This window comes from Streptomyces sp. LaPpAH-108 (assembly GCF_000373625.1).
Lineage (GTDB): Bacteria > Actinomycetota > Actinomycetes > Streptomycetales > Streptomycetaceae > Streptomyces.
Window position 1 is genome coordinate 547,180 of sequence record NZ_KB891988.1, and the last position, 17,263, is coordinate 564,442.

Annotated in this window: 17 protein-coding genes and 1 pseudogene; 8 read left to right on the forward strand and 10 right to left on the reverse strand. The window is 73.6% G+C overall.

The window, feature by feature from the left end:
• Positions 1–188: 188 nt before the first annotated feature.
• The 3 genes from B079_RS0108630 to B079_RS0108640 are packed head-to-tail and all read left to right on the forward strand — an operon-like array spanning position 189 to position 3,417.
• Positions 189–1,619 carry a glycosyltransferase family 4 protein gene (locus B079_RS0108630; RefSeq protein ID WP_018545380.1) on the forward strand — a complete coding sequence of 477 codons (1,431 nt, stop codon included), beginning with the start codon at positions 189–191 and terminating at the stop codon, positions 1,617–1,619.
• Complete coding sequence (locus B079_RS0108635; RefSeq protein ID WP_018545381.1) at positions 1,613–2,353, forward strand: class I SAM-dependent methyltransferase; 741 nt, start codon at positions 1,613–1,615, stop codon at positions 2,351–2,353. Before B079_RS0108630 ends, B079_RS0108635 begins: the two co-directional genes overlap by 7 nt.
• Entirely contained in the window at positions 2,350–3,417 is a 1,068-nt protein-coding gene (locus B079_RS0108640) for a prenyltransferase (protein ID WP_018545382.1), read from the forward strand. The genes B079_RS0108635 and B079_RS0108640 overlap by 4 nt, the downstream gene beginning before the upstream one ends.
• A 22-nt stretch (positions 3,418–3,439) precedes the next feature.
• Here B079_RS0108640 and B079_RS0108645 read toward each other — a convergent pair whose 3' ends face one another.
• A complete protein-coding gene (locus B079_RS0108645) occupies positions 3,440–3,730 on the reverse strand; it encodes a hypothetical protein (protein ID WP_026248484.1) in 291 nt (96 codons plus the stop codon).
• Positions 3,731–3,879: 149 nt separating this feature from the next.
• Between B079_RS0108645 and B079_RS0108650 the strand changes: the two genes are divergently transcribed.
• The gene (locus tag B079_RS0108650) at positions 3,880–4,425 is read left to right on the forward strand and encodes a hypothetical protein (protein WP_018545384.1); all 546 of its coding nucleotides are present in this window, start codon (positions 3,880–3,882) and stop codon (positions 4,423–4,425) included.
• A gap of 83 nt (positions 4,426–4,508) precedes the next feature.
• Here B079_RS0108650 and B079_RS0108655 read toward each other — a convergent pair whose 3' ends face one another.
• The 8 genes from B079_RS0108655 to B079_RS0108690 form a co-directional block, all read right to left on the reverse strand.
• Positions 4,509–5,294, reverse strand: coding sequence for a DUF5336 domain-containing protein (locus B079_RS0108655; protein ID WP_078495882.1), 786 nt, complete (start codon positions 5,292–5,294; stop codon positions 4,509–4,511).
• Positions 5,295–5,377: 83 nt separating this feature from the next.
• Positions 5,378–6,283, reverse strand: a complete 906-nt coding sequence (locus B079_RS0108660; protein ID WP_018545386.1) for an N-acetylmuramoyl-L-alanine amidase — start codon at positions 6,281–6,283, stop codon at positions 5,378–5,380.
• 57 nt (positions 6,284–6,340) lie between these two features.
• Positions 6,341–6,988, reverse strand: a complete 648-nt coding sequence (locus B079_RS0108665) for a class I SAM-dependent methyltransferase (RefSeq protein WP_018545387.1) — start codon at positions 6,986–6,988, stop codon at positions 6,341–6,343.
• A 104-nt stretch (positions 6,989–7,092) separates the two neighbouring features.
• A complete protein-coding gene (locus B079_RS0108670; protein WP_018545388.1) occupies positions 7,093–8,838 on the reverse strand; it encodes an MFS transporter in 1,746 nt (581 codons plus the stop codon).
• Positions 8,839–8,986: 148 nt separating this feature from the next.
• The gene (locus tag B079_RS0108675) at positions 8,987–9,598 is read right to left on the reverse strand and encodes a response regulator transcription factor (protein WP_018545389.1); all 612 of its coding nucleotides are present in this window, start codon (positions 9,596–9,598) and stop codon (positions 8,987–8,989) included.
• Positions 9,599–9,623: 25 nt separating this feature from the next.
• On the reverse strand, positions 9,624–10,922 hold the full coding sequence (locus B079_RS0108680) for a sensor histidine kinase (RefSeq protein ID WP_018545390.1): 1,299 nt from the start codon (positions 10,920–10,922) through the stop codon (positions 9,624–9,626).
• A gap of 298 nt (positions 10,923–11,220) precedes the next feature.
• Positions 11,221–11,415 (reverse strand): hypothetical protein, encoded by a 195-nt coding sequence (locus B079_RS0108685; RefSeq protein ID WP_018545391.1) that lies wholly within the window; start codon positions 11,413–11,415, stop codon positions 11,221–11,223.
• 102 nt (positions 11,416–11,517) lie between these two features.
• Complete coding sequence (locus tag B079_RS0108690) at positions 11,518–12,741, reverse strand: hypothetical protein (protein WP_037801337.1); 1,224 nt, start codon at positions 12,739–12,741, stop codon at positions 11,518–11,520.
• Positions 12,742–12,939: 198 nt separating this feature from the next.
• Between B079_RS0108690 and B079_RS0108695 the strand changes: the two genes are divergently transcribed.
• The 4 genes and pseudogenes from B079_RS0108695 to B079_RS31580 all read left to right on the forward strand — a co-directional run bounded on the left by B079_RS0108695 (position 12,940) and on the right by B079_RS31580 (position 16,584).
• Positions 12,940–13,806, forward strand: coding sequence for a Nif3-like dinuclear metal center hexameric protein (locus B079_RS0108695; RefSeq protein ID WP_018545393.1), 867 nt, complete (start codon positions 12,940–12,942; stop codon positions 13,804–13,806).
• The gene (locus B079_RS0108700; protein ID WP_199779898.1) at positions 13,803–14,546 is read left to right on the forward strand and encodes a zinc ribbon domain-containing protein; all 744 of its coding nucleotides are present in this window, start codon (positions 13,803–13,805) and stop codon (positions 14,544–14,546) included. The genes B079_RS0108695 and B079_RS0108700 overlap by 4 nt, the downstream gene beginning before the upstream one ends.
• A gap of 120 nt (positions 14,547–14,666) precedes the next feature.
• A pseudogene (locus tag B079_RS36515) lies at positions 14,667–15,172 on the forward strand (reverse transcriptase-like protein); the annotation flags it as partial.
• Positions 15,173–15,324: 152 nt separating this feature from the next.
• Positions 15,325–16,584, forward strand: a complete 1,260-nt coding sequence (locus B079_RS31580) for a histidine phosphatase family protein (RefSeq protein WP_420705764.1) — start codon at positions 15,325–15,327, stop codon at positions 16,582–16,584.
• 20 nt (positions 16,585–16,604) lie between these two features.
• On the opposite strand, the gene eda is transcribed toward B079_RS31580, so the two are convergent.
• Positions 16,605–17,255, reverse strand: coding sequence for a bifunctional 4-hydroxy-2-oxoglutarate aldolase/2-dehydro-3-deoxy-phosphogluconate aldolase (eda, locus tag B079_RS0108715; RefSeq protein WP_026248485.1), 651 nt, complete (start codon positions 17,253–17,255; stop codon positions 16,605–16,607).
• Positions 17,256–17,263: the final 8 nt, after the last annotated feature.

Genomic DNA, 17,263 nt, shown 5'->3' on the forward strand with positions numbered 1-17,263 from the left:
CGGTGAACAGGGCCCCGGACGCAGGTGACCGGCACCGCCCGGCCGTGGCGCGAATCACCTGGTCCACCGGTCACGGCCGCCCTACCAGCCGGTAGATTCGGAGCTTCCTGGATGATCAGCTGAAACTTGTTCCACATTGACGTCCCGTCGTAGTCTCGCGGGACAGCGCAGGGAGAAGGGGGCCCAGAGTGACCGCTGAGGCCAGTCAGGCGGGTTCCCGGCAGGGCCCGGCTGCCGACGGCGGGGCACCGCTCGACATCGCGCTCCTCACCTACAAGGGCAATCCTTTCTGCGGCGGACAGGGCGTCTACGTACGTCATCTCTCCCGCGAACTGGCCCGGCTCGGGCACCGCGTGGAGGTCATCGGCTCGCAGCCGTACCCCGTGCTCGACGAACACGAGGACTACGACGGCCGGTTGAGCCTGACCGAGCTGCCCAGCCTCGATCTCTACCGGCAGCCCGACCCCTTCCGCACCCCGAAGCGGGACGAGTACCGGGACTGGGTCGACGCCCTGGAGGTCGCCACCATGTGGACCGGCGGCTTCCCCGAGCCGCTGACCTTCTCGCTGCGCGCCCGCCGCCATCTGCGCGCCAGACGCGGCGAGTTCGACGTCGTGCACGACAACCAGACCCTCGGGTACGGCCTGTTGGGCGACGTCGGCGCGCCGCTGGTCACCACGATCCACCACCCCATCACCGTGGACCGGCAGTTGGAGCTGGACGCCGCCGAGAGCCGTCAGCGCCGCCTTTCCGTGCGTCGCTGGTACGCCTTCACGCGGATGCAGAAGCGCGTCGCCCGCCGCCTGCCCTCCGTGCTCACCGTCTCCGGCAGCTCCCGCCAGGAGATCGTGGACCACCTCGGCGTGCGCGACGAGCGCGTCCACGTCGTCCACATCGGCGCCGACACCGGCCTGTTCGCCCCCGACCGGGCCGTGGCCGAGGTGCCGGGGCGCATCGTCACCACCTCCAGCGCCGATGTCCCGCTCAAGGGCCTGGTGTTCCTGGTCGAGGCCCTTGCCAAGGTCCGCACCGAACACCCCGACGCCCATCTGGTCGTCGTCGGCAAGCGCCCCGAGGAGGGCCCGGTCGCCCAGGCCGTCGAGCGCTACGGCCTCGAAGGCGCCGTCGAGTTCGTCAAGGGCATCTCCGACGCCGAACTGGTCGACCTGATCCGCTCCGCCGAGGTCGCCTGCGTCCCCTCGCTGTACGAGGGCTTCTCGCTGCCCGCCGCCGAGGCCATGGCCACCGGCACCCCGCTGGTCGCCACCACCGGCGGCGCGATCCCCGAGGTCGCGGGCCGCGACGGCGAGACCTGCCTCGCCGTACCCCCCGGCGACGCGGGCGCCCTCGCCGCCGCCCTCACCCGGCTGCTCGGCGACGCCGACCTGCGCGCCCGGCTCGGCGCGGCCGGACGCGAGCGGGTGCTCGCCCGCTTCACCTGGGCCCGCGCCGCCGAGGGCACGGTGGCCCGCTACCGCGAGGCCATCGACCGCGCCCGCACCGGCCCGCGCCCGGCCGCACCCATCGGTCCGCACACCGCCGCCGAACCCGCGATTCCGGTCGCCGCCCCCGTCGCGGGCATATCCTCCGCATCCTCCGAAAGCAGGGCCACGTGCTGACCGTCGACTTCTCCCGGTTCCCGCTCGCCCCGGGCGACCGAGTCCTGGACCTCGGCTGCGGGGCCGGACGGCACGCCTTCGAGTGCTACCGGCGCGGCGCGCAGGTCGTGGCCCTCGACCAGAACGGCGAGGAGATCCGCGAGGTCGCCAAGTGGTTCGCCGCGATGAAGGAGGCCGGGGAGGCGCCCGCCGGAGCCACCGCCACCGCGATGGAGGGCGACGCGCTCGCGCTGCCCTTCCCCGACGAGTCCTTCGACGTCGTCATCATCTCCGAGGTGATGGAGCACATCCCCGACGACAAGGGCGTGCTCGCCGAGATGGTCCGCGTGCTCAAGCCCGGCGGCCGGATCGCCGTCACCGTGCCGCGCTACGGCCCCGAGAAGGTCTGCTGGGCGCTCTCCGACGCCTACCACGAGGTCGAGGGCGGCCACATCCGCATCTACAAGGCCGACGAACTCCTCGCCAAGATGCGCGAGGCGGGCCTGCGCCCCTACGGCACGCACCACGCGCACGCGCTGCACTCGCCGTACTGGTGGCTCAAGTGCGCCTTCGGCGTGGACAACGACAAGGCGCTGCCGGTCAAGGCGTACCACAAGCTCCTGGTCTGGGACATCATGAAGAAGCCGCTGGCCACCCGGGTCGCCGAGCAGGCGCTGAACCCGCTCATCGGCAAGAGCTTCGTGGCGTACGCGACCAAGCCGCACCTGCCGCGCGCCGAGGCGGGCGCCGAGTGACCACCCCCCGGACCGACCACCTCGTCCTGCCCGGGGTGCTCACCGCCGAGCAGGCCGCCGCGACCGTCCGGGGCGTCCTCGCCGTCCAGCGCGAGGACGGCGCGATCCCCTGGTTCCGCGGCCACCACCTCGACCCGTGGGACCACACCGAGGCCGCCATGGCGCTGGACGCGGCGGGCGAGCACGAGGCCGCCGAGCGCGCCTACGCATGGCTCGCGCGCCACCAGAACCAGGACGGCTCCTGGTACGCCGCCTACGCCGACGGCGCCCACGACGACGTCAGCGACCGCTCGCTGGAGTCCAACTTCGTCGCCTACATAGCCGTCGGCGTCTGGCACCACTACCTCTCCACCGGCGACGACACCTTCCTGGACCGCATGTGGCCCGTCGTCTACGCGGCGGTCGAATGGGTGCTGCGGCTCCAGCGGCCCGGCGGCCAGATCGGCTGGCGCGTGGACGCGGACGGCACGGCGGCGGACGACGCCCTGCTCACCGGCAGTTCCTCGGTCCACCATGCCCTGCGCTGTGCGCTCGCCATCGCCGAGCAGCGTGAAGAGCCGCAGCCCGACTGGGAGTTGGCGGTCGGCGCGCTGCGGCACGCGATCCGCCGTCACCCCGAGCGGTTTCTCGACAAGGGCCGCTACTCGATGGACTGGTACTACCCGGTCCTCGGCGGCGCCCTCACCGGGGCCGAGGCCAAGGAGCGCATCGAGTCCGACTGGGACCGCTTCGTCGTCCCCGGCCTCGGGGTGCGCTGTGTGGTGCCCAACCCCTGGGTGACCGGCGGCGAGTCCTGCGAACTCGCCCTCGCGCTCTGGGCGATGGGCGAGTCCGACCGGGCCCTGGAGATCCTGCAGTCCATCCAGCACCTGCGGGACGCGGACAGCGGCCTCTACTGGACCGGCTACGTCTTCGACGACGACGCGATCTGGCCCCGCGAACTCACCGCCTGGACCGCCGGTTCGCTCCTCCTCGCGGTCGCCACCCTCGGCGGCCACGACGCCACCTGCGCGGTCTTCGGCGGCGAACACCTGCCGGTGGGGCTGACCCCGGACTGCTGCTGACCCCGGGCACCGGCGCTGTCGCTCAATGCCGGTGCAGCCTGCCCGCGATCGCGTGGCCCACGAACAGGTAGACCACCGCGGCCAGGCCGTAGCCGCAGACCACGCGGGCCCATGCCTCGTCGAAGGTGAACAGGTCGTGGGACCACCCGGCGAGCCAGGCAGCCGCGTCGTGGACGAACTCCACCAGGTCGTTGGCCCGGTTGGCGTCCAGCAGGTACATCAGAATCCACAGGCCGATGATTCCGGCCATGACGTCGGCGATCACGGCGATCACCGTGCCCGCCTCGTTCCCGCCTCTGCGATATCTCGACATGGAGTTCGGATTGCCGCTGAGCGCCCCGTGAAACGCCCGCGAATCCGGCCCCGGTTCCCGGACGGCGTCGTCCGGCTGGCGGCGCGCCCGGTCGCGGGTGAGGCTGCCCATGGAAGCAGCCGCTCGGGGAGATACGTCCGGAGGACCGCGTGCCCGTTCCGATACGGCGCCTGTTCGTGGCGCTCATGGTGTCCTGCGTGTTGATGGCCGGTACCGCCGGCTGCGGCGGGGACGACTCCAGTAAGCAGCAGTCCAGCGCGTCCTCGCCCAGCCCGAGCACGTCCGCCGAGAAACAGAAGTTCGCCAAGACACGGTTCGTGGCGAACGCGGGGCTCGCCGCCGGGGCCACCTACCAGTGGATCGTGAAGCCCTGGAAGGCGGGCAAGTTCAAGAAGGGCGCCGACGGCCGCAAGGTCGCCCTCGTCAAGGCCGGACTCGCCGGGGCCTTCGCCTACAACCGGCTCAAGGCCGCGCAGAAGAACGCCCAGGGCGATCCCACCCTCGCCAAGGCGCTCGCCCCGCTCACCGCGGGCATCGACGCCCTCAAGGACCTGCCGTCCAAACTGCGCAACGGCGACACCAACGCGGCCAGTTCCTTCGACCAGATCATCGGCCAGGTGAAGGACGCGGGCCAGAGCGCGGGCGCCCCGGTCAAGGACCAGGTGCCCTCCACCTCCGACCTCAACAAGGGCTGACGGCTCACCACCCGTCGGCAGAGCCGGACATGGCGACGGCCCCCCGCCCGTGAGGGACGAGGGGCCGTACGCGCACGGAGCCTCTAGCTGCCGCGCTGGATGCCCGTCGTGTCCTGGAGCACACCCCGGCGCCCGTCCTGGGTCTGCGCCACCAGCGCCGCACCGCGCTGCTCGACCGCCAGGTACCAGGTGCCCGGCGCCAGTTCGGCCACCGGAGCGGGCGAGCCGTCCTCGCCGAACAGCGGCCGGGTCACCGGCACCGCGAACCAGAACGGCGAGAACTCCGCCGTCGGCTGCTGCTGGCCGTAGGACTGCTGCGGCGGCTGCGCCCCGTACGGCTGCTGCGCCTGCGCGCCCGGGTAGCCGTAACCGGCGGGCGGCTGCGCGCCGTAGGGCTGCGGGGTGACCGGCTTCGGGGCCGGGATCAGCGAGCCCTGCAGGGCCGGGACCAGCGGGGTGGCGACGGCCGCCGCCGCCATGATCAGCGTCGCGACGAAGGCCAGGACCAGGCCCGTGCCCGCGCTCAGCGCCTGCTCGGAGGAGCCCGTGTTCAGGCCGCCGACCGGGTCGATGACGTTGCCGAGCCCGCTCCACGCCGCGAACACCGCGAACGCCACGCCGAAGGAGCCGAGTTCGAGCCCGGCGACCTTGACCGGCTGCGGCAGCGCGCGGGCCGCGACGATGAGCCCGGCGGCGATGATGCCCGCCAGTACGACGCTCAGCAGAACCGGTCCGTTCTCCCAGAGGCTCGGCAGATCGATGCCGTCCGGCCCGTCGTACGAGTAGTTGTCGAAGAACGACGCGATGAACAGCAACACCGCTGCTCCGATCACCACGCCGTCGCCTCTAGTGAGGGAGCGGATATTCACTTCAGGTCCTTCGTAGGTCGTCTCGTCGTCGGTAGACAGTACCGTCCGCGTTGTCCGGCTGTCCGGCCTCTTCCACGTGCCGGTCACGACTCGCGCAGGAAACTCACGATTCCCTCAGAGATCCCTTGCGCGGCTTTCTGCCGCCAGGCGGCGCTGGTCAGCTCGGCCGCGTCGGTGGCGTCGCGCATGTTGCCGCACTCGATGAAGACCTTGGGGACCGTGGAGAGGTTGAGTCCGCCCAGATCGGTCCGCGTCACCAGGCCGGCGCCGTCGCCCAGGTAGTTGGAGAACGGCTCGCCGGTCGCGTGCCGGTAGCCGGAGGCCACCCGCTTGCCGAGGTCGCGGGAGGGGCCGGTGATGGGGCGGGTGTCCGCGCCGCCCGCGTGCACGGCGCCGGGCATGATGACGTGGAAGCCCCGGTTGCCCGGCGCGGAGCCGTCCGCGTGGATGGAGAGCGCCGCGTCCGCGTGCGCCTTGTTGCCGATCTCGGCCCGCTCGTCCACACACGGACCCCAGGCCGGGCCGTCCTTGTCGTGCGTGAACTTCACGGTCGCGCCCTGCTTCTCCAGCAGCGCGCGCACCCGGTGGGACACGTCCAGGGTGAACTCGGCCTCCGGATAACCGGCGTTGGTCTCCGTCCCCGTGGTGTCGCACTCCTTGTGCCCGTTGCCGACGTTCACCTGGCGCGCGATCTCGGCGGTGTGCCGGAAGTTGCCCGGGTTGTGCCCGGGGTCGATGACCACCACCTTGCCCGTGAGCGGCAGCGCGGAGGCGGACGGCGAGGCGCCCTTGCCGTCACCGAAGCCGGGGGCGGCCACCGACGGCGAGGCGGTGCCCGCCGGGTGCGCGTCCCCGCCGGAGCGGCCGAGATGCGCGTAGGCCGCCCAGCCGAGCAGCGCCACCGGCACCAGCGCGGCCAGGGTCACGGTCAGCGGACGGCGGGAGCGGCGGGGTGCGGGGGGTTCGAATTCCGGGCCTGCGTACGACACGCCTGCCACCCTAACGAAACACCCGAGCGCCCCCGACCCCGCCCGCCTGACGAGGTGTCAGATCCCGGCTCCGGTGCGCCGCAGCACCCGCAGCGAGCCCGTCACCGACACCTCCGTGAACGCCCCGGACGCCAGCGCCCGCAGATACACCCGGTACGGCGCCTGCCCGGTGAACTCGTCCTCGGGCTCCGGGAACACGTCGTGCACGACCAGCAGCCCGCCCTCGGCGACATGCGGCGCCCAGCCCTCGTAGTCGGCCGTCGCGTGCTCGTCGGTGTGACCGCCGTCCACGAAGACCAGGCCGAGCGGCGTCCCCCACAGGGCGGCGATCTGCGGGGAGCGGCCGACCAGGGCGATCACATGGTCCTCCAGGCCCGCCTTGTGCAGGGTCCGGCGGAAGGCCGGCAGGGTGTCCATGAGGCCCACCTCGGGGTCGACCGTCTCCGGGTCGTGGTAGTCCCAGCCCGGCTGCTGCTCCTCGCTGCCCCGGTGGTGGTCCACGGTCAGCGCGAGGGTGCCGCTCTCCCGCGCCGCGTCCGCGAGCAGCACCGTCGAGCGCCCGCAGTACGTGCCCACCTCGAGCAGCGGCAGCCCGAGCCGCCCCGCCTCCCGCGCCGCCGCGTACAGCGCCAGCCCCTCGTCCACGGGCATGAAGCCCTTCGCCGCCTCGAACGCGGCCAGGATCTCGGGCTTCGGTGCCGACATGGGGTTCCTCTCGGTCGTACGGCTGCTCAGGCGCCCCATGCTGCCGCACCCCCCCCGCCGGAGTCCGGCGGGGGGTGCGGTGCGGGGGAGTCTCACGGGGGAGGTCAGGCGCTGACGGTCTCTCCCGGCAGCGCCAGGTCCAGTTCCACGGCCAGCTCGTCCCCGGTGTGCGTGGCCGAGGAGGCCAGCGGGCCGTGTCCGGCGGCCTTGGCGGCCAGGACGTAGGCGCCCCCGGCCGGGACCGCGAGGGCGTAGCCGCCGTCGGGGCCGGAAAGGGTAGCCCCGGCCTGGCGGCCCCGGCGGTCGATCAGGGTGACCTTGGCCCGCGCCACCGGGGCGCCCCCGGCGTCGAGCACCCGCCCGGTGAAGCCGCGCAGCACCGCACGGGCGTGCTCCAGGTTGGCGTCCTCCTCGCTGCTGGCCCGCAGCTGGGTGTGCCGCTCGGCCGGACGCGGGGTGCGCGGCAGGAAGAACGCGAGCGCGAGGCCCACCACGACGGCGGCCGTGGCGATCAGGAAGGAGACCCGGAAGCCGTGCATGGTCGGGACGGCGAGCCCGCCACCGACCGGCTGCGCGGTGTTGGCGAGCACCATGCCGATGACCGCGCTGGAGACGGAGGTGCCGATGGACCGCATCAGGGTGTTCAGACCGTTGGCCGCACCGGTCTCCGAGGCCGGGACCGCGCCCACGATCAGCGCGGGCAGCGAGGAGTAGGCCAGGCCGATGCCCGCGCCGAGCACCACCGAGGTGATGATCGTCTGCCAGGCGGCGTGCATCAGGCCGAGACCGCCCGCGTAGCCGACGGCGATGATCAGCAGACCGATGATCAGGGTCGTGCGCGGGCCGTAGCGCGCGGACAGGCGGGCGTAGACCGGCGCGGTGAACATCATCGTCAGGCCCAGCGGGGCCACGCACAGACCCGCGACCACCATGGACTGACCGAGGCCGTACCCGGTGGCGGTGGGCAGCTGGAGCAGCTGGGGCAGGACGAGGGAGACGACGTAGAAGCTGACGCCGACCATGATCGAGGCGAGGTTGGTCAGCAGCACCTCGCGGCGGGCGGTGGTGCGCAGATCGACCAGCGGCGCCGCGACGCGCAGCTCGTACACGCCCCACAGCAGCAGGACGGCGAGGGCCGTGCCGAACAGGCCGAGCGTGGTGCCCGACGACCAGCCCCAGTCGCTGCCCTTGGTGACCGGCAGCAGGAGCAGCACCAGGCCCACGGACAGGCCGAGGGCGCCGAGCAGATCGAAGGAGCCCTCGGCGCGCGCCGGGGACTCGGGGACGACGAGCAGGGTGAGGACGATGGCGAGCACACCGAGCCCGGCCGCGCCGTAGAACAGGACGTGCCAGTCGGTGTGCTGGGCCACCAGGGCGGCGGCGGGCAGCGCGAGACCGCCGCCGACGCCGATCGAGGAGCTCATCAGGGCCATGGCCGAGCCGAGCCGTTCGCGCGGCAGCATGTCCCGCATCAGGCCGATGCCCAGCGGTATCGCGCCCATGGCGAAGCCCTGGAGCGTACGGCCGACGATCATCACGATCAGCTGGCTGGTCAGCGCGCTGACCAGGGCGCCCGCCACCATCACGGCGAGGCTCAGGATCAGCATCCGGCGCTTGCCGTAGAGGTCGCCGAGGCGGCCCATGATCGGGGTGGCCACGGCGCCGGAGAGCAGGGTCGAGGTCAGGACCCAGGTGGCGTTGCTGGGCTCGGTGCCGAGCAGCTGCGGCAGGTCCTTGATGACCGGCACGAGCAGGGTCTGCATCACCGCGACCACGATGCCCGCGAAGGCGAGCACCGGGACCAGGGCTCCGCCGGCCCTCGGGGTGGGGCGATCGGTCGTGTGGGGCATTGAGTGAGGTTCCTCCCGCGTGAATGAATCACCGGGAGAAACGTCGTATGCACGGGCAACTATTCCGTTGCTTCGGGCCTCTAATGAATCCTTGACCGATCCATGGGTTACTGATCCGGAGTCAGAAACCGGGGCGCCGGGGCGGTGCCTACAGCCAGCCCTGCTGCCGCGCCTCCCGCACCGCCTCCGCGCGGTTGCGGGTACCGGTCTTGCCGATCGCGGCCGAGAGATAGTTGCGCACCGTCGACTCGGACAGATGGAGCCGTACGGCGATGTCGGCCACCGTCGCCCCGTCCACCGCCGCCCGCAGCGCGTCGCGTTCGCGCGCCGTCAGCGGATTGGGGCCCGCGCTCAGCGCGGCGGCGGCCAGCGCCGGGTCCACCACCGTCTCCCCGGCCAGCACCCGCCGTACCGCCCGGGCCAGCTCCTCCACCGGGCCGTCCTTCACCAGGAAGCCCGCCGCGCCCGCCTCCATGGCCCGGCGCAGATAGCCGGGCCTGCCGAAGGTGGTCAGGATCAGCACCCGGCACCCCGGCACCCGCTCCCTCAGCTCCGCCGCCGCGTCCAGGCCGCTCATCCCGGGCAGCTCGATGTCCAGCAGGGCCACATCGGGGCGGTGCTCCAGCGCGGCCGGCACGATCGCGTCCCCGGCGGCGACCTGCGCGACCACCTCGATGTCGTCCTCCAGGCCGAGCAGCAGCGCGAGGGCGCCGCGCATCATGCCCTGGTCCTCGGCGAGCAGTACGCGGATGTCGGTCACCGGATCAGCGTAGTGGGGCCGGGGCTCAGCACCCGGCCACGGAGGCGACCGCGTACGGGTCCGCCGGTTCCACCGGCAGCTCCGCCGTCACCGTGAAGCCGCCCTGCGGCGCCGGGCCCGCCGTGAGGGTGCCGCCCGCCGCCGCCAGGCGCTCGGTCAGGCCCGTCAGACCAGTGCCGCCGATCCCCTCGCCCTGGCGGGGGACCGGGGTGCCCGTGCCGTCGTCCGTCACGGTGAGCCGGACCCGCTCGGCGGAGCCCTCGACCGTGATCTCGCAGCGGCGCGCATCGCTGTGCCGGACCACGTTGGTCACCGCCTCGCGCACCACCCAGCCGAGCAGCGCCTCGGTCTGCGGGGCCAGCGGCGCCCCCGACTGCCGTACGACCGGCTCCACGCTCGTCGCCGCCAGCGCCGAGCGGGCCCGGGTCAGCTCGGTGGCCAGGCTGCCCTCCCGGTAGCCGGTCACCGCCTCGCGGATCTCGGTCAGCGCCTGCCGTCCGACCGACTCGATGTCCCCGATCTGCGCGAGCGCCGCGTCCAGGTCCCGTCCGGCCAGGCGCCGGGCCGCCTCCGACTTCACCACGATCACCGAGAGCGTGTGCCCGAGCAGATCGTGCAGATCGCGCGAGAAACGCAGCCGCTCCTTCTCCACCGCCCGCCGCGCCAGCTCCTCGCGCGCCGCGCGCAGCTCCCGCACCGCCTCGGACAGGCCGAGGATCGCGGCCGTGACCATGCAGGACAGGAAGGTGGCGTAGCCGATGTTCGGCGCCTGCGACCAGTCGCCGCGCAGCCCGGTGAGCACCGCCGCGTACGCCGAGAGCAGCATCCCGAGGCGGCCGAGGAGCGGACCGCGCAGCGTGGCGCCCACGGCGAGGCCGTACAGCGGGAAGAACAGCAGCCAGTTGCCGCCGTAACCGAGCCCGAGCGCCGTGGTCAGCAGGCCCATCAGCACCAGCGCGACGCGGGTGGCGGTCGACTGCCGCTTGGCGCGGTCGAAGGCGCGGAAGGTGATGTAGACGTAGAGCGAGTTGAAGGCGAGCAGGCCCAGGCCGCCGATCAGCGGGTTGGGGGTCTCGCCCTGGAGCAGGTTGGAGAAGGCGCCCAGGCCCATGAGCAGCCACGGCAGCAGGGCGAACCCGGTCGGCGGCGGTCCCGCCTGCACGTGCTCGGCGAGCGCCGGGTTCTCACCCCGCGCGTGGGCGGCCTTCTGCGCCGCCCTGGCCCGCGCCATGTCGGCCTTGGCGCGCGCCATGTCCGCCCGCCACTGCCGCCGCGCCGCACCCGCCGCGCGCAGCCCGCGCCGCGCCCGCGCCCACCATGACATGTCCGTGTTCCCCGCGTTCCCCGTGGTCTCCGCCGCTGCCTCGCCCGTCCGTTCGACGGGGCGACGGTACAGGGTAGGAAATGCTCGCCTCTGTCCGCATCCGGCCGGTTCGGCGCCCCGCGTCTCCGTCATGCCTACGACGGTAGAAGCGGGGCCCTGCGGGCGGCAGAGGCGGACGTACGGACTGTGGCGGTACACGGATACCGGCGGCGGGCGGGACAAATGTCACCGCCGTGCGGGGCCCGGATACGACGAAGGGCGGGGGTACGTCATCCGTACCCCCGCCCTCGCGATCCGGTCAGGACCGCTGCTGCCCCTCGGCCCCCGTGCCCGGCCTGCGGTGACGGCCGCGCGGGGCCGCCTCGCCGTCCTGGGAGGCCAGCTGGCCCCGGTGCCTGCCGTGGCCGTCCGGCTCGGCGGCGGCCAGGTGCGGCTGCGGCCAGGCGGAGTCCGTGGCCGGCGACGGCGCCTGCGTCGTACTGGTGTCGGTCATCGGAAGTGTTCACCCCGTCAACATGATCTTTTTTGGCCGGGCGAGTCTAACCGGCAGGACCGGGGGTGAAACCAGGCGGCCACGCCGATCGGTGCTGTTTGGTTACGAGTTGGCCACCGACGAGGAGGCGAGGGGAGCCTTTTGCAGGGGAACCGGTCGGGCCGCCTCCGTTTCCTCGGCGGCCCCCTCGGGTGTCCCGCCAGCTCCCTCCGGCGTCCCGTCGGCCCCCTCCGCCGTCGGGACCGGGCCCTTCACCGTCAGCTCCGCCACCCCGCACGGGGTCTCCGCCGTCGCGTACGGCAGCCGCAGCACGCCCTCCGGGGTCCACAGGCCCGCCCCCGCGAGCCAGCCCTCCGGGGCCGGAAGATGCCGCACCCGGCGCTCGGCCGGACGCCAGGTCCCCACCCAGGTGCCCAGCGGGCCGTCGACGCGCAGCGCGACCGCGCAGCTCTCCGGCATCAGCACCTGGCCCGGCTGGATCGCGAACGGCGTCACCGCGCAGTCCGGCAGCCGCAGCGAGGCGGGGAAACGGACCGGCAGCGTGCTGCCGAGGACCCCCCAGCCCAATCGTTCCTGCCCCGGCGAGGGCGCGTCCGAGGCGATCACCAGCAGCCCGCTGTCCGGGTCGGCCAGCAGCAGCCGGTCGTCGCTGTCCGGGGCGATCTGGAGCAGCGGCGTCACCGCGCCCCCGGCCCCGAGGTCCACCACCACCGTCTTGGTCCGGCCGCCCAGCTCCCGGTCCACCGCGAGCATCCGCCCGGCGGTGTCCAGCCAGACGCCGCCCGAGCAGCGGCCCGGCAGCTCCGCCAGGCGCTCGGGTCCGGCGGGGCCGCCCGCCACCCGCCACACCGCCGTGGAGCGGGCGCCGACCGCGAGGGCGTAGGCGCGGGTGCCGCAGGGCGCCGGGGGCAGCAGGGTGAGCCGGGTCTCCGGCTCGGGGCACTCGATCGCGCCGAGCGCCAGCTCACCGGTGCCGGGGCCGGTCGGGTACAGCAGGGAGAAGGCGTGGTGCCGCTCCACCAGGCGGTGGATCAGCACCCGTCCGTCGCCCATCGGCTGCACCTGGGTGCCGGGCTCCTCCGGCTGGTTCCCGGGCAGCGGCACCGCGTACGGCTCCGGGCCGTCCAGCGTCCAGCGCTCGGGGAACCAGGACTCCCCGTCCAGCGCGAGGCGGGCCGCGTAGGCGCCGTCCGCCGTGATGGCGTACGGCGGCACGGGCACCCCGGGCGTTCCCGGTACTGCCGGACGCGTACCCCGGCTCCCCGGATTCTCCGGGTCGCCGTCGTCCGCGCCGGCCGACGTGGTTTCGATCGCACAGGCCGTCATCGTTCGGTCACCTCCGGCGACGAAGCTAGTTTTCGTACGCACGGGCGGGGGGCCGGTGCAGCCAGGCTTCACACATACGGGTGGCGCAGAAGCGATTCCTCTGAGGAAGAGCGGCCCATGTGCTGCCCGGGCGGCGAGCGGGGGAGTAGCAGCGCCCGACCGGTACGGCCTTCCGGAACGGCCAGGTAGCCTTGGCACGTGCCCCGTCTGTCTGAAGTCATCGCCGCGCTGGAGACCCTGTGGCCCCCGGAGCGGGCCGAGTCCTGGGACGCGGTCGGCACGGTCGCGGGCGACCCCGACCAGGAGGTCGACCGGGTCCTGTTCGCCGTCGACCCCGTCCAGGAGGTCGTCGAGGAGGCCGTGAAGCTGGGTGCCGGACTGCTGGTCACCCACCACCCGCTCTATCTGCGCGGGACTACTACGGTCGCGGCGGACACCTTCAAGGGCCGCGTCGTGCACACCCTCATCAAGAACGACGTCGCCCTGCACGTCGCCCACACCAACGCCGACACCGCCGACCCCGGCGTCTCCGACGCGCTCGCCGGTGCCCTCGACCTCCGCGTCGTAGGACCGCTCGTACCCGATCCCACCGATCCGGAGGGCCGCCGGGGCCTGGGCCGGATCTGCGAGCTGGACCACCCGCTGACCGTCCGCGAGCTGGCCGCCCGCGCCGCCGCGCGGCTGCCCGCCACGCAGCAGGGCATCCGGGTGGCGGGCGACCCCGAGGCCGTCGTCCACCGGGTCGCCGTCAGCGGCGGCTCGGGCGACAGCCTCTTCGACCACGTGCGCGCGGCCGGAGTGGACGCGTTCCTCACCGCCGATCTGCGCCACCACCCGGCATCCGAGTTCGAGGCGTCCGTCGCCCACCGACCGCTCGCGCTGCTCGACGCGGCGCACTGGGCCACCGAGTGGCCCTGGTGCGAGCTGGCCGCAGCCCAGCTCGACCAGATCTCCGACCGTCACGGCTGGGGCCTGCGGGTCCACGTCTCCACGACGGTCACCGACCCCTGGACCGCCCACGCGGCGTCCATCACCACCACGAGTCCCCTGGGAGCCCCCAACTGAACGCCGCGCCCGCCGACCAGATCCGCCTTCTCGACGTCCAGGCCCTGGACGCCCGCCTCCAGCAGCTCGCGCACAAGCGGAAGTCGCTGCCCGAGCACGCCGAGATCGAGACGCTGGGCAAGGACCTCACCCAGCTGCGCGACCTGCTGGTGGCCGCGCAGACCGAGGAGAGCGACTGCGCCCGCGAGCAGACCAAGGCCGAGCAGGACGTGGACCAGGTGCGCCGCCGGGCCACCCGGGACCAGGAGCGGCTGGACTCCGGCGCGGTCACCTCGCCGAAGGACCTCGCGAGCCTCCAGCACGAGATCGCCTCGCTCGCCAAGCGGCAGGGCGACCTGGAGGACGTCGTCCTGGAGGTCATGGAGCGCCGCGAGGGCGCGCAGGCCCGGGTCGCCGAGCTGACCGAGCGGGTGTCCTCCGTCCAGGCCAAGGCCGACGACGCCGTCGCGCGCCGCGACGCCGCCTTCCAGGAGATCGACGGCGAGTCCGCCGCGGTCACCAAGGAGCGCGAGGTCGTCGCCGCGTCCGTCCCGGCGGACCTGCTCAAGCTGTACGACCGCCTGCGCGTCCAGGGCGGCGGGGTCGGCGCGGCCAAGCTGTACGCCCGCACCTGCCAGGGCTGCCGCCAGGAACTCGCCATCACCGAACTGAGCGAGATCCGCGCGGCGGCACCGGACCAGGTGATCCGCTGCGAGAACTGCGCGCGCATTCTTGTGCGTACGGCGGAGTCGGGGCTGTAGTTCCGGCAGGCGGGCGGCAACGGGAGTGCGCGGTGCGTGAGGCCGCCAGCGGGTCGCGGGGTAACCCCGGGCTCGCTGGTTACGGCGCGGTGGTCTGCGACGTGTCGACAGGAGTGCGCGGTGCGTGAGTTCATCGTCGAGGCGGACGGCGGGTCGCGGGGCAATCCCGGTCCCGCCGGGTACGGCGCGGTCGTGCGCGACGCGGTGACGGGGGTGTGCGGTGCGTGAGTTCATCGTCGAGGCCGACGGCGGGTCGCGGGGTAATCCCGGCCCCGCCGGGTACGGCGCTGTCGTCCGCGACGCGTCGACAGGGCAGACCCTGGCGGAGGCCGCCGAATACCTCGGCACCGCCACCAACAACGTCGCCGAGTACCGCGGCCTCGTCGCCGGCCTCCACGCCGCCCACGCCCTGGACCCCGACGCCCGTGTCCACGTCCGCATGGACTCCAAGCTCGTCGTCGAGCAGATGTCGGGCCGCTGGAAGATCAAACACCCCGACATGAAGCCGCTGGCGATGGAGGCGGCGCGGATCTTCCCCCCTGGCCGGGTGACGTACACCTGGATGCCCCGCGCCGAGAACAAACACGCGGACCGCCTGGCCAACGAGGCGATGGACGCGGGGGCACGGGGGACTCCGTCGGTTGGGCGGGGTGTCGTACCTGAACCTTCGGGCCCACCCGGAGACGCGGTCGCGGGGGCGGCTCGGGCCCGGGAGGCGTTGCGGGGGGTTGCGGCGTCTGCGGGTCGGGTGTCGGCGGCTGCCGACTGGCGCGGTGGTGTGGCGGACGGGCAGTTGGCGTGGCCTGTCGATACGACCTCGCCCGTGGGCGAGGAGAACGACGCTCGCGCGGCACGCACGCTGACCGGGTCTGCCTCTGGCCTGGCGGGCGCGATCTCTGAGGGTGCCGTCGCTCCGGCGGCTTCGGGGTCGGTCCCGGTGGGTGACTCCGGCGCGGAGGCGGTGGCTGCGGCTGCTCCTCAGGGCACTTCCGTCGCGTCGACGGCCTTGGGTTCGGCCCGGATGGGTGGCCCGGGCGCTGAGGCGGTGTCTGTGGCTGCTTCCCGAAGCGCTTCCGTCGCGCCGGTGGCCTCGGGGCCGGTTCCGGTGGGCGGCCCTGGCGCAGGGGCAGCGGCTGTCGGTGTCGCTCAGGGGGCTTCCGCCGATTCGACGGCGTCCGGCCCGGGCGCGGTGGGTGGTGCCGACTCTGGGGCGACCGTCGTCGGTGGGGGCGCATCGGCCGTCCGTGAGGGTCGGGAGGCTGACGGGTGCGCGGCGGGGTCCGCTGGGCAGACAGGTTCTGGTGGGGTCGGTGCGGCGTCTGCGCAGCCGTCCCCCGCTGCTCCGCGCCCCGGCACCGGTGATCAGACCTCCGCCACCACCGCGCCCGGCTGGAGCGCGGCTCCCGATCTCGGCGCCCCCGCCACCTTCGTACTGCTCCGGCACGGAGAGACACCCCTCACCCCGCAGAAGCGCTTCTCCGGAAGCGGGGGTACCGATCCCTCGCTGTCGGAGGTGGGGCGGGAGCAGGCGGAGCGGGTTGCCGGGGCGCTGGTTCGGCGGGGGACGGTGCAGGTGGTCGTCGCCTCGCCGCTGGCCCGTACCCGGGAGACCGCGGGGATCGTCGCGGCGCGGCTCGGGCTGGAGGTGACGGTCGACGACGGGCTGCGGGAGACCGACTTCGGGGCCTGGGAGGGGCTGACCTTCGGCGAGGTGCGCGAGCGCTACCCGGACGACCTGAACGCCTGGCTGGCCGACCCGACCGTACGCCCCACCGGCGACGGCGAGAGCTTCACGGAGACCGCCGAGCGCATCGAGACGGCCCGGGCCCGCCTGGTCGCCGCCCACGCGGGCCGCACCGTCCTCCTCGTCACCCACGTCACCCCCATCAAGACCCTGCTCCGCCTCGCCCTCGGCGCCCCGCCGGAGTCCCTGTTCCGGATGGAGCTGTCGGCCGCCTCGCTGTCGGCGGTGGCGTACTACCGCGACGGCAACGCGAGCGTGCGGCTGTTCAACGACACGTCGCACCTGCGTCCCTGACGAGTGCCCGCGCCGCTACGTCAGCGACACCCCGCACCCGCGTCCCTCAGCCCCGCCGCCGCCCGCGCCAGCTCCTCCACCCGCCCCCAGTCCCGCGCCGCCACCGCGTCCCCCGGGACCATCCAACTGCCGCCCACGCAGCCCACGTTGGCCAATGCCAGGTACTCGCCCGCGTTCCCCGCCCCGATCCCGCCCGTGGGGCAGAAGCGGGCCTGGGGCAACGGGCCTGCCAGGGAGCGGAGATAGGCCGTGCCGCCCGCCGCCTCCGCGGGGAAGAACTTCATCTCCCGTACGCCGCGCTCCAGTAGAGCCACCACTTCCGAGGCGGTCGAGACACCGGGGAGGTACGGCAGACCGGACGCGCTCATCGCGGCCAGCAGGCCGTCCGTCCACCCCGGGCTGACCAGGAACCGCGCCCCCGCCGCCCCGCACTCCGCGACCTGCCCCGGTGTGATGACCGTCCCCGCGCCCACCACCGCCTCCGGCACCTCGGCCGCGATCGCGCGGATCGCGTCGAGCGCGGCGGGGGTCCGCAGCGTCACCTCGATCGCGGGCAGGCCCCCGGCGACGAGCGCCCGCGCGAGCGGTACGGCGTCGGAGGGGTCGGACAGGACCACGACGGGCAGGACGGGCGCGAGGTCCAGCACGGAGGAGTCCACCGGTGAGGTCATGCCCGACA

Excerpts from the sequence above, each read along its gene's own strand:
- B079_RS0108645 (WP_026248484.1), bottom strand. The coding sequence starts at position 3,730 with ATGTCGAGATATCGCAGAGGCGGGAACGAGGCGGGCACGGTGATCGCC.
- B079_RS0108665 (WP_018545387.1), bottom strand. The coding sequence starts at position 6,988 with ATGTCGGCACCGAAGCCCGAGATCCTGGCCGCGTTCGAGGCGGCGAAG.
- B079_RS0108670 (WP_018545388.1), bottom strand. The coding sequence starts at position 8,838 with ATGCCCCACACGACCGATCGCCCCACCCCGAGGGCCGGCGGAGCCCTG.
- B079_RS0108680 (WP_018545390.1), bottom strand. The coding sequence starts at position 10,922 with ATGTCATGGTGGGCGCGGGCGCGGCGCGGGCTGCGCGCGGCGGGTGCG.
- B079_RS0108685 (WP_018545391.1), bottom strand. The coding sequence starts at position 11,415 with ATGACCGACACCAGTACGACGCAGGCGCCGTCGCCGGCCACGGACTCC.
- B079_RS0108690 (WP_037801337.1), bottom strand. The coding sequence starts at position 12,741 with ATGACGGCCTGTGCGATCGAAACCACGTCGGCCGGCGCGGACGACGGC.
- eda (WP_026248485.1), bottom strand. The coding sequence starts at position 17,255 with ATGACCTCACCGGTGGACTCCTCCGTGCTGGACCTCGCGCCCGTCCTG.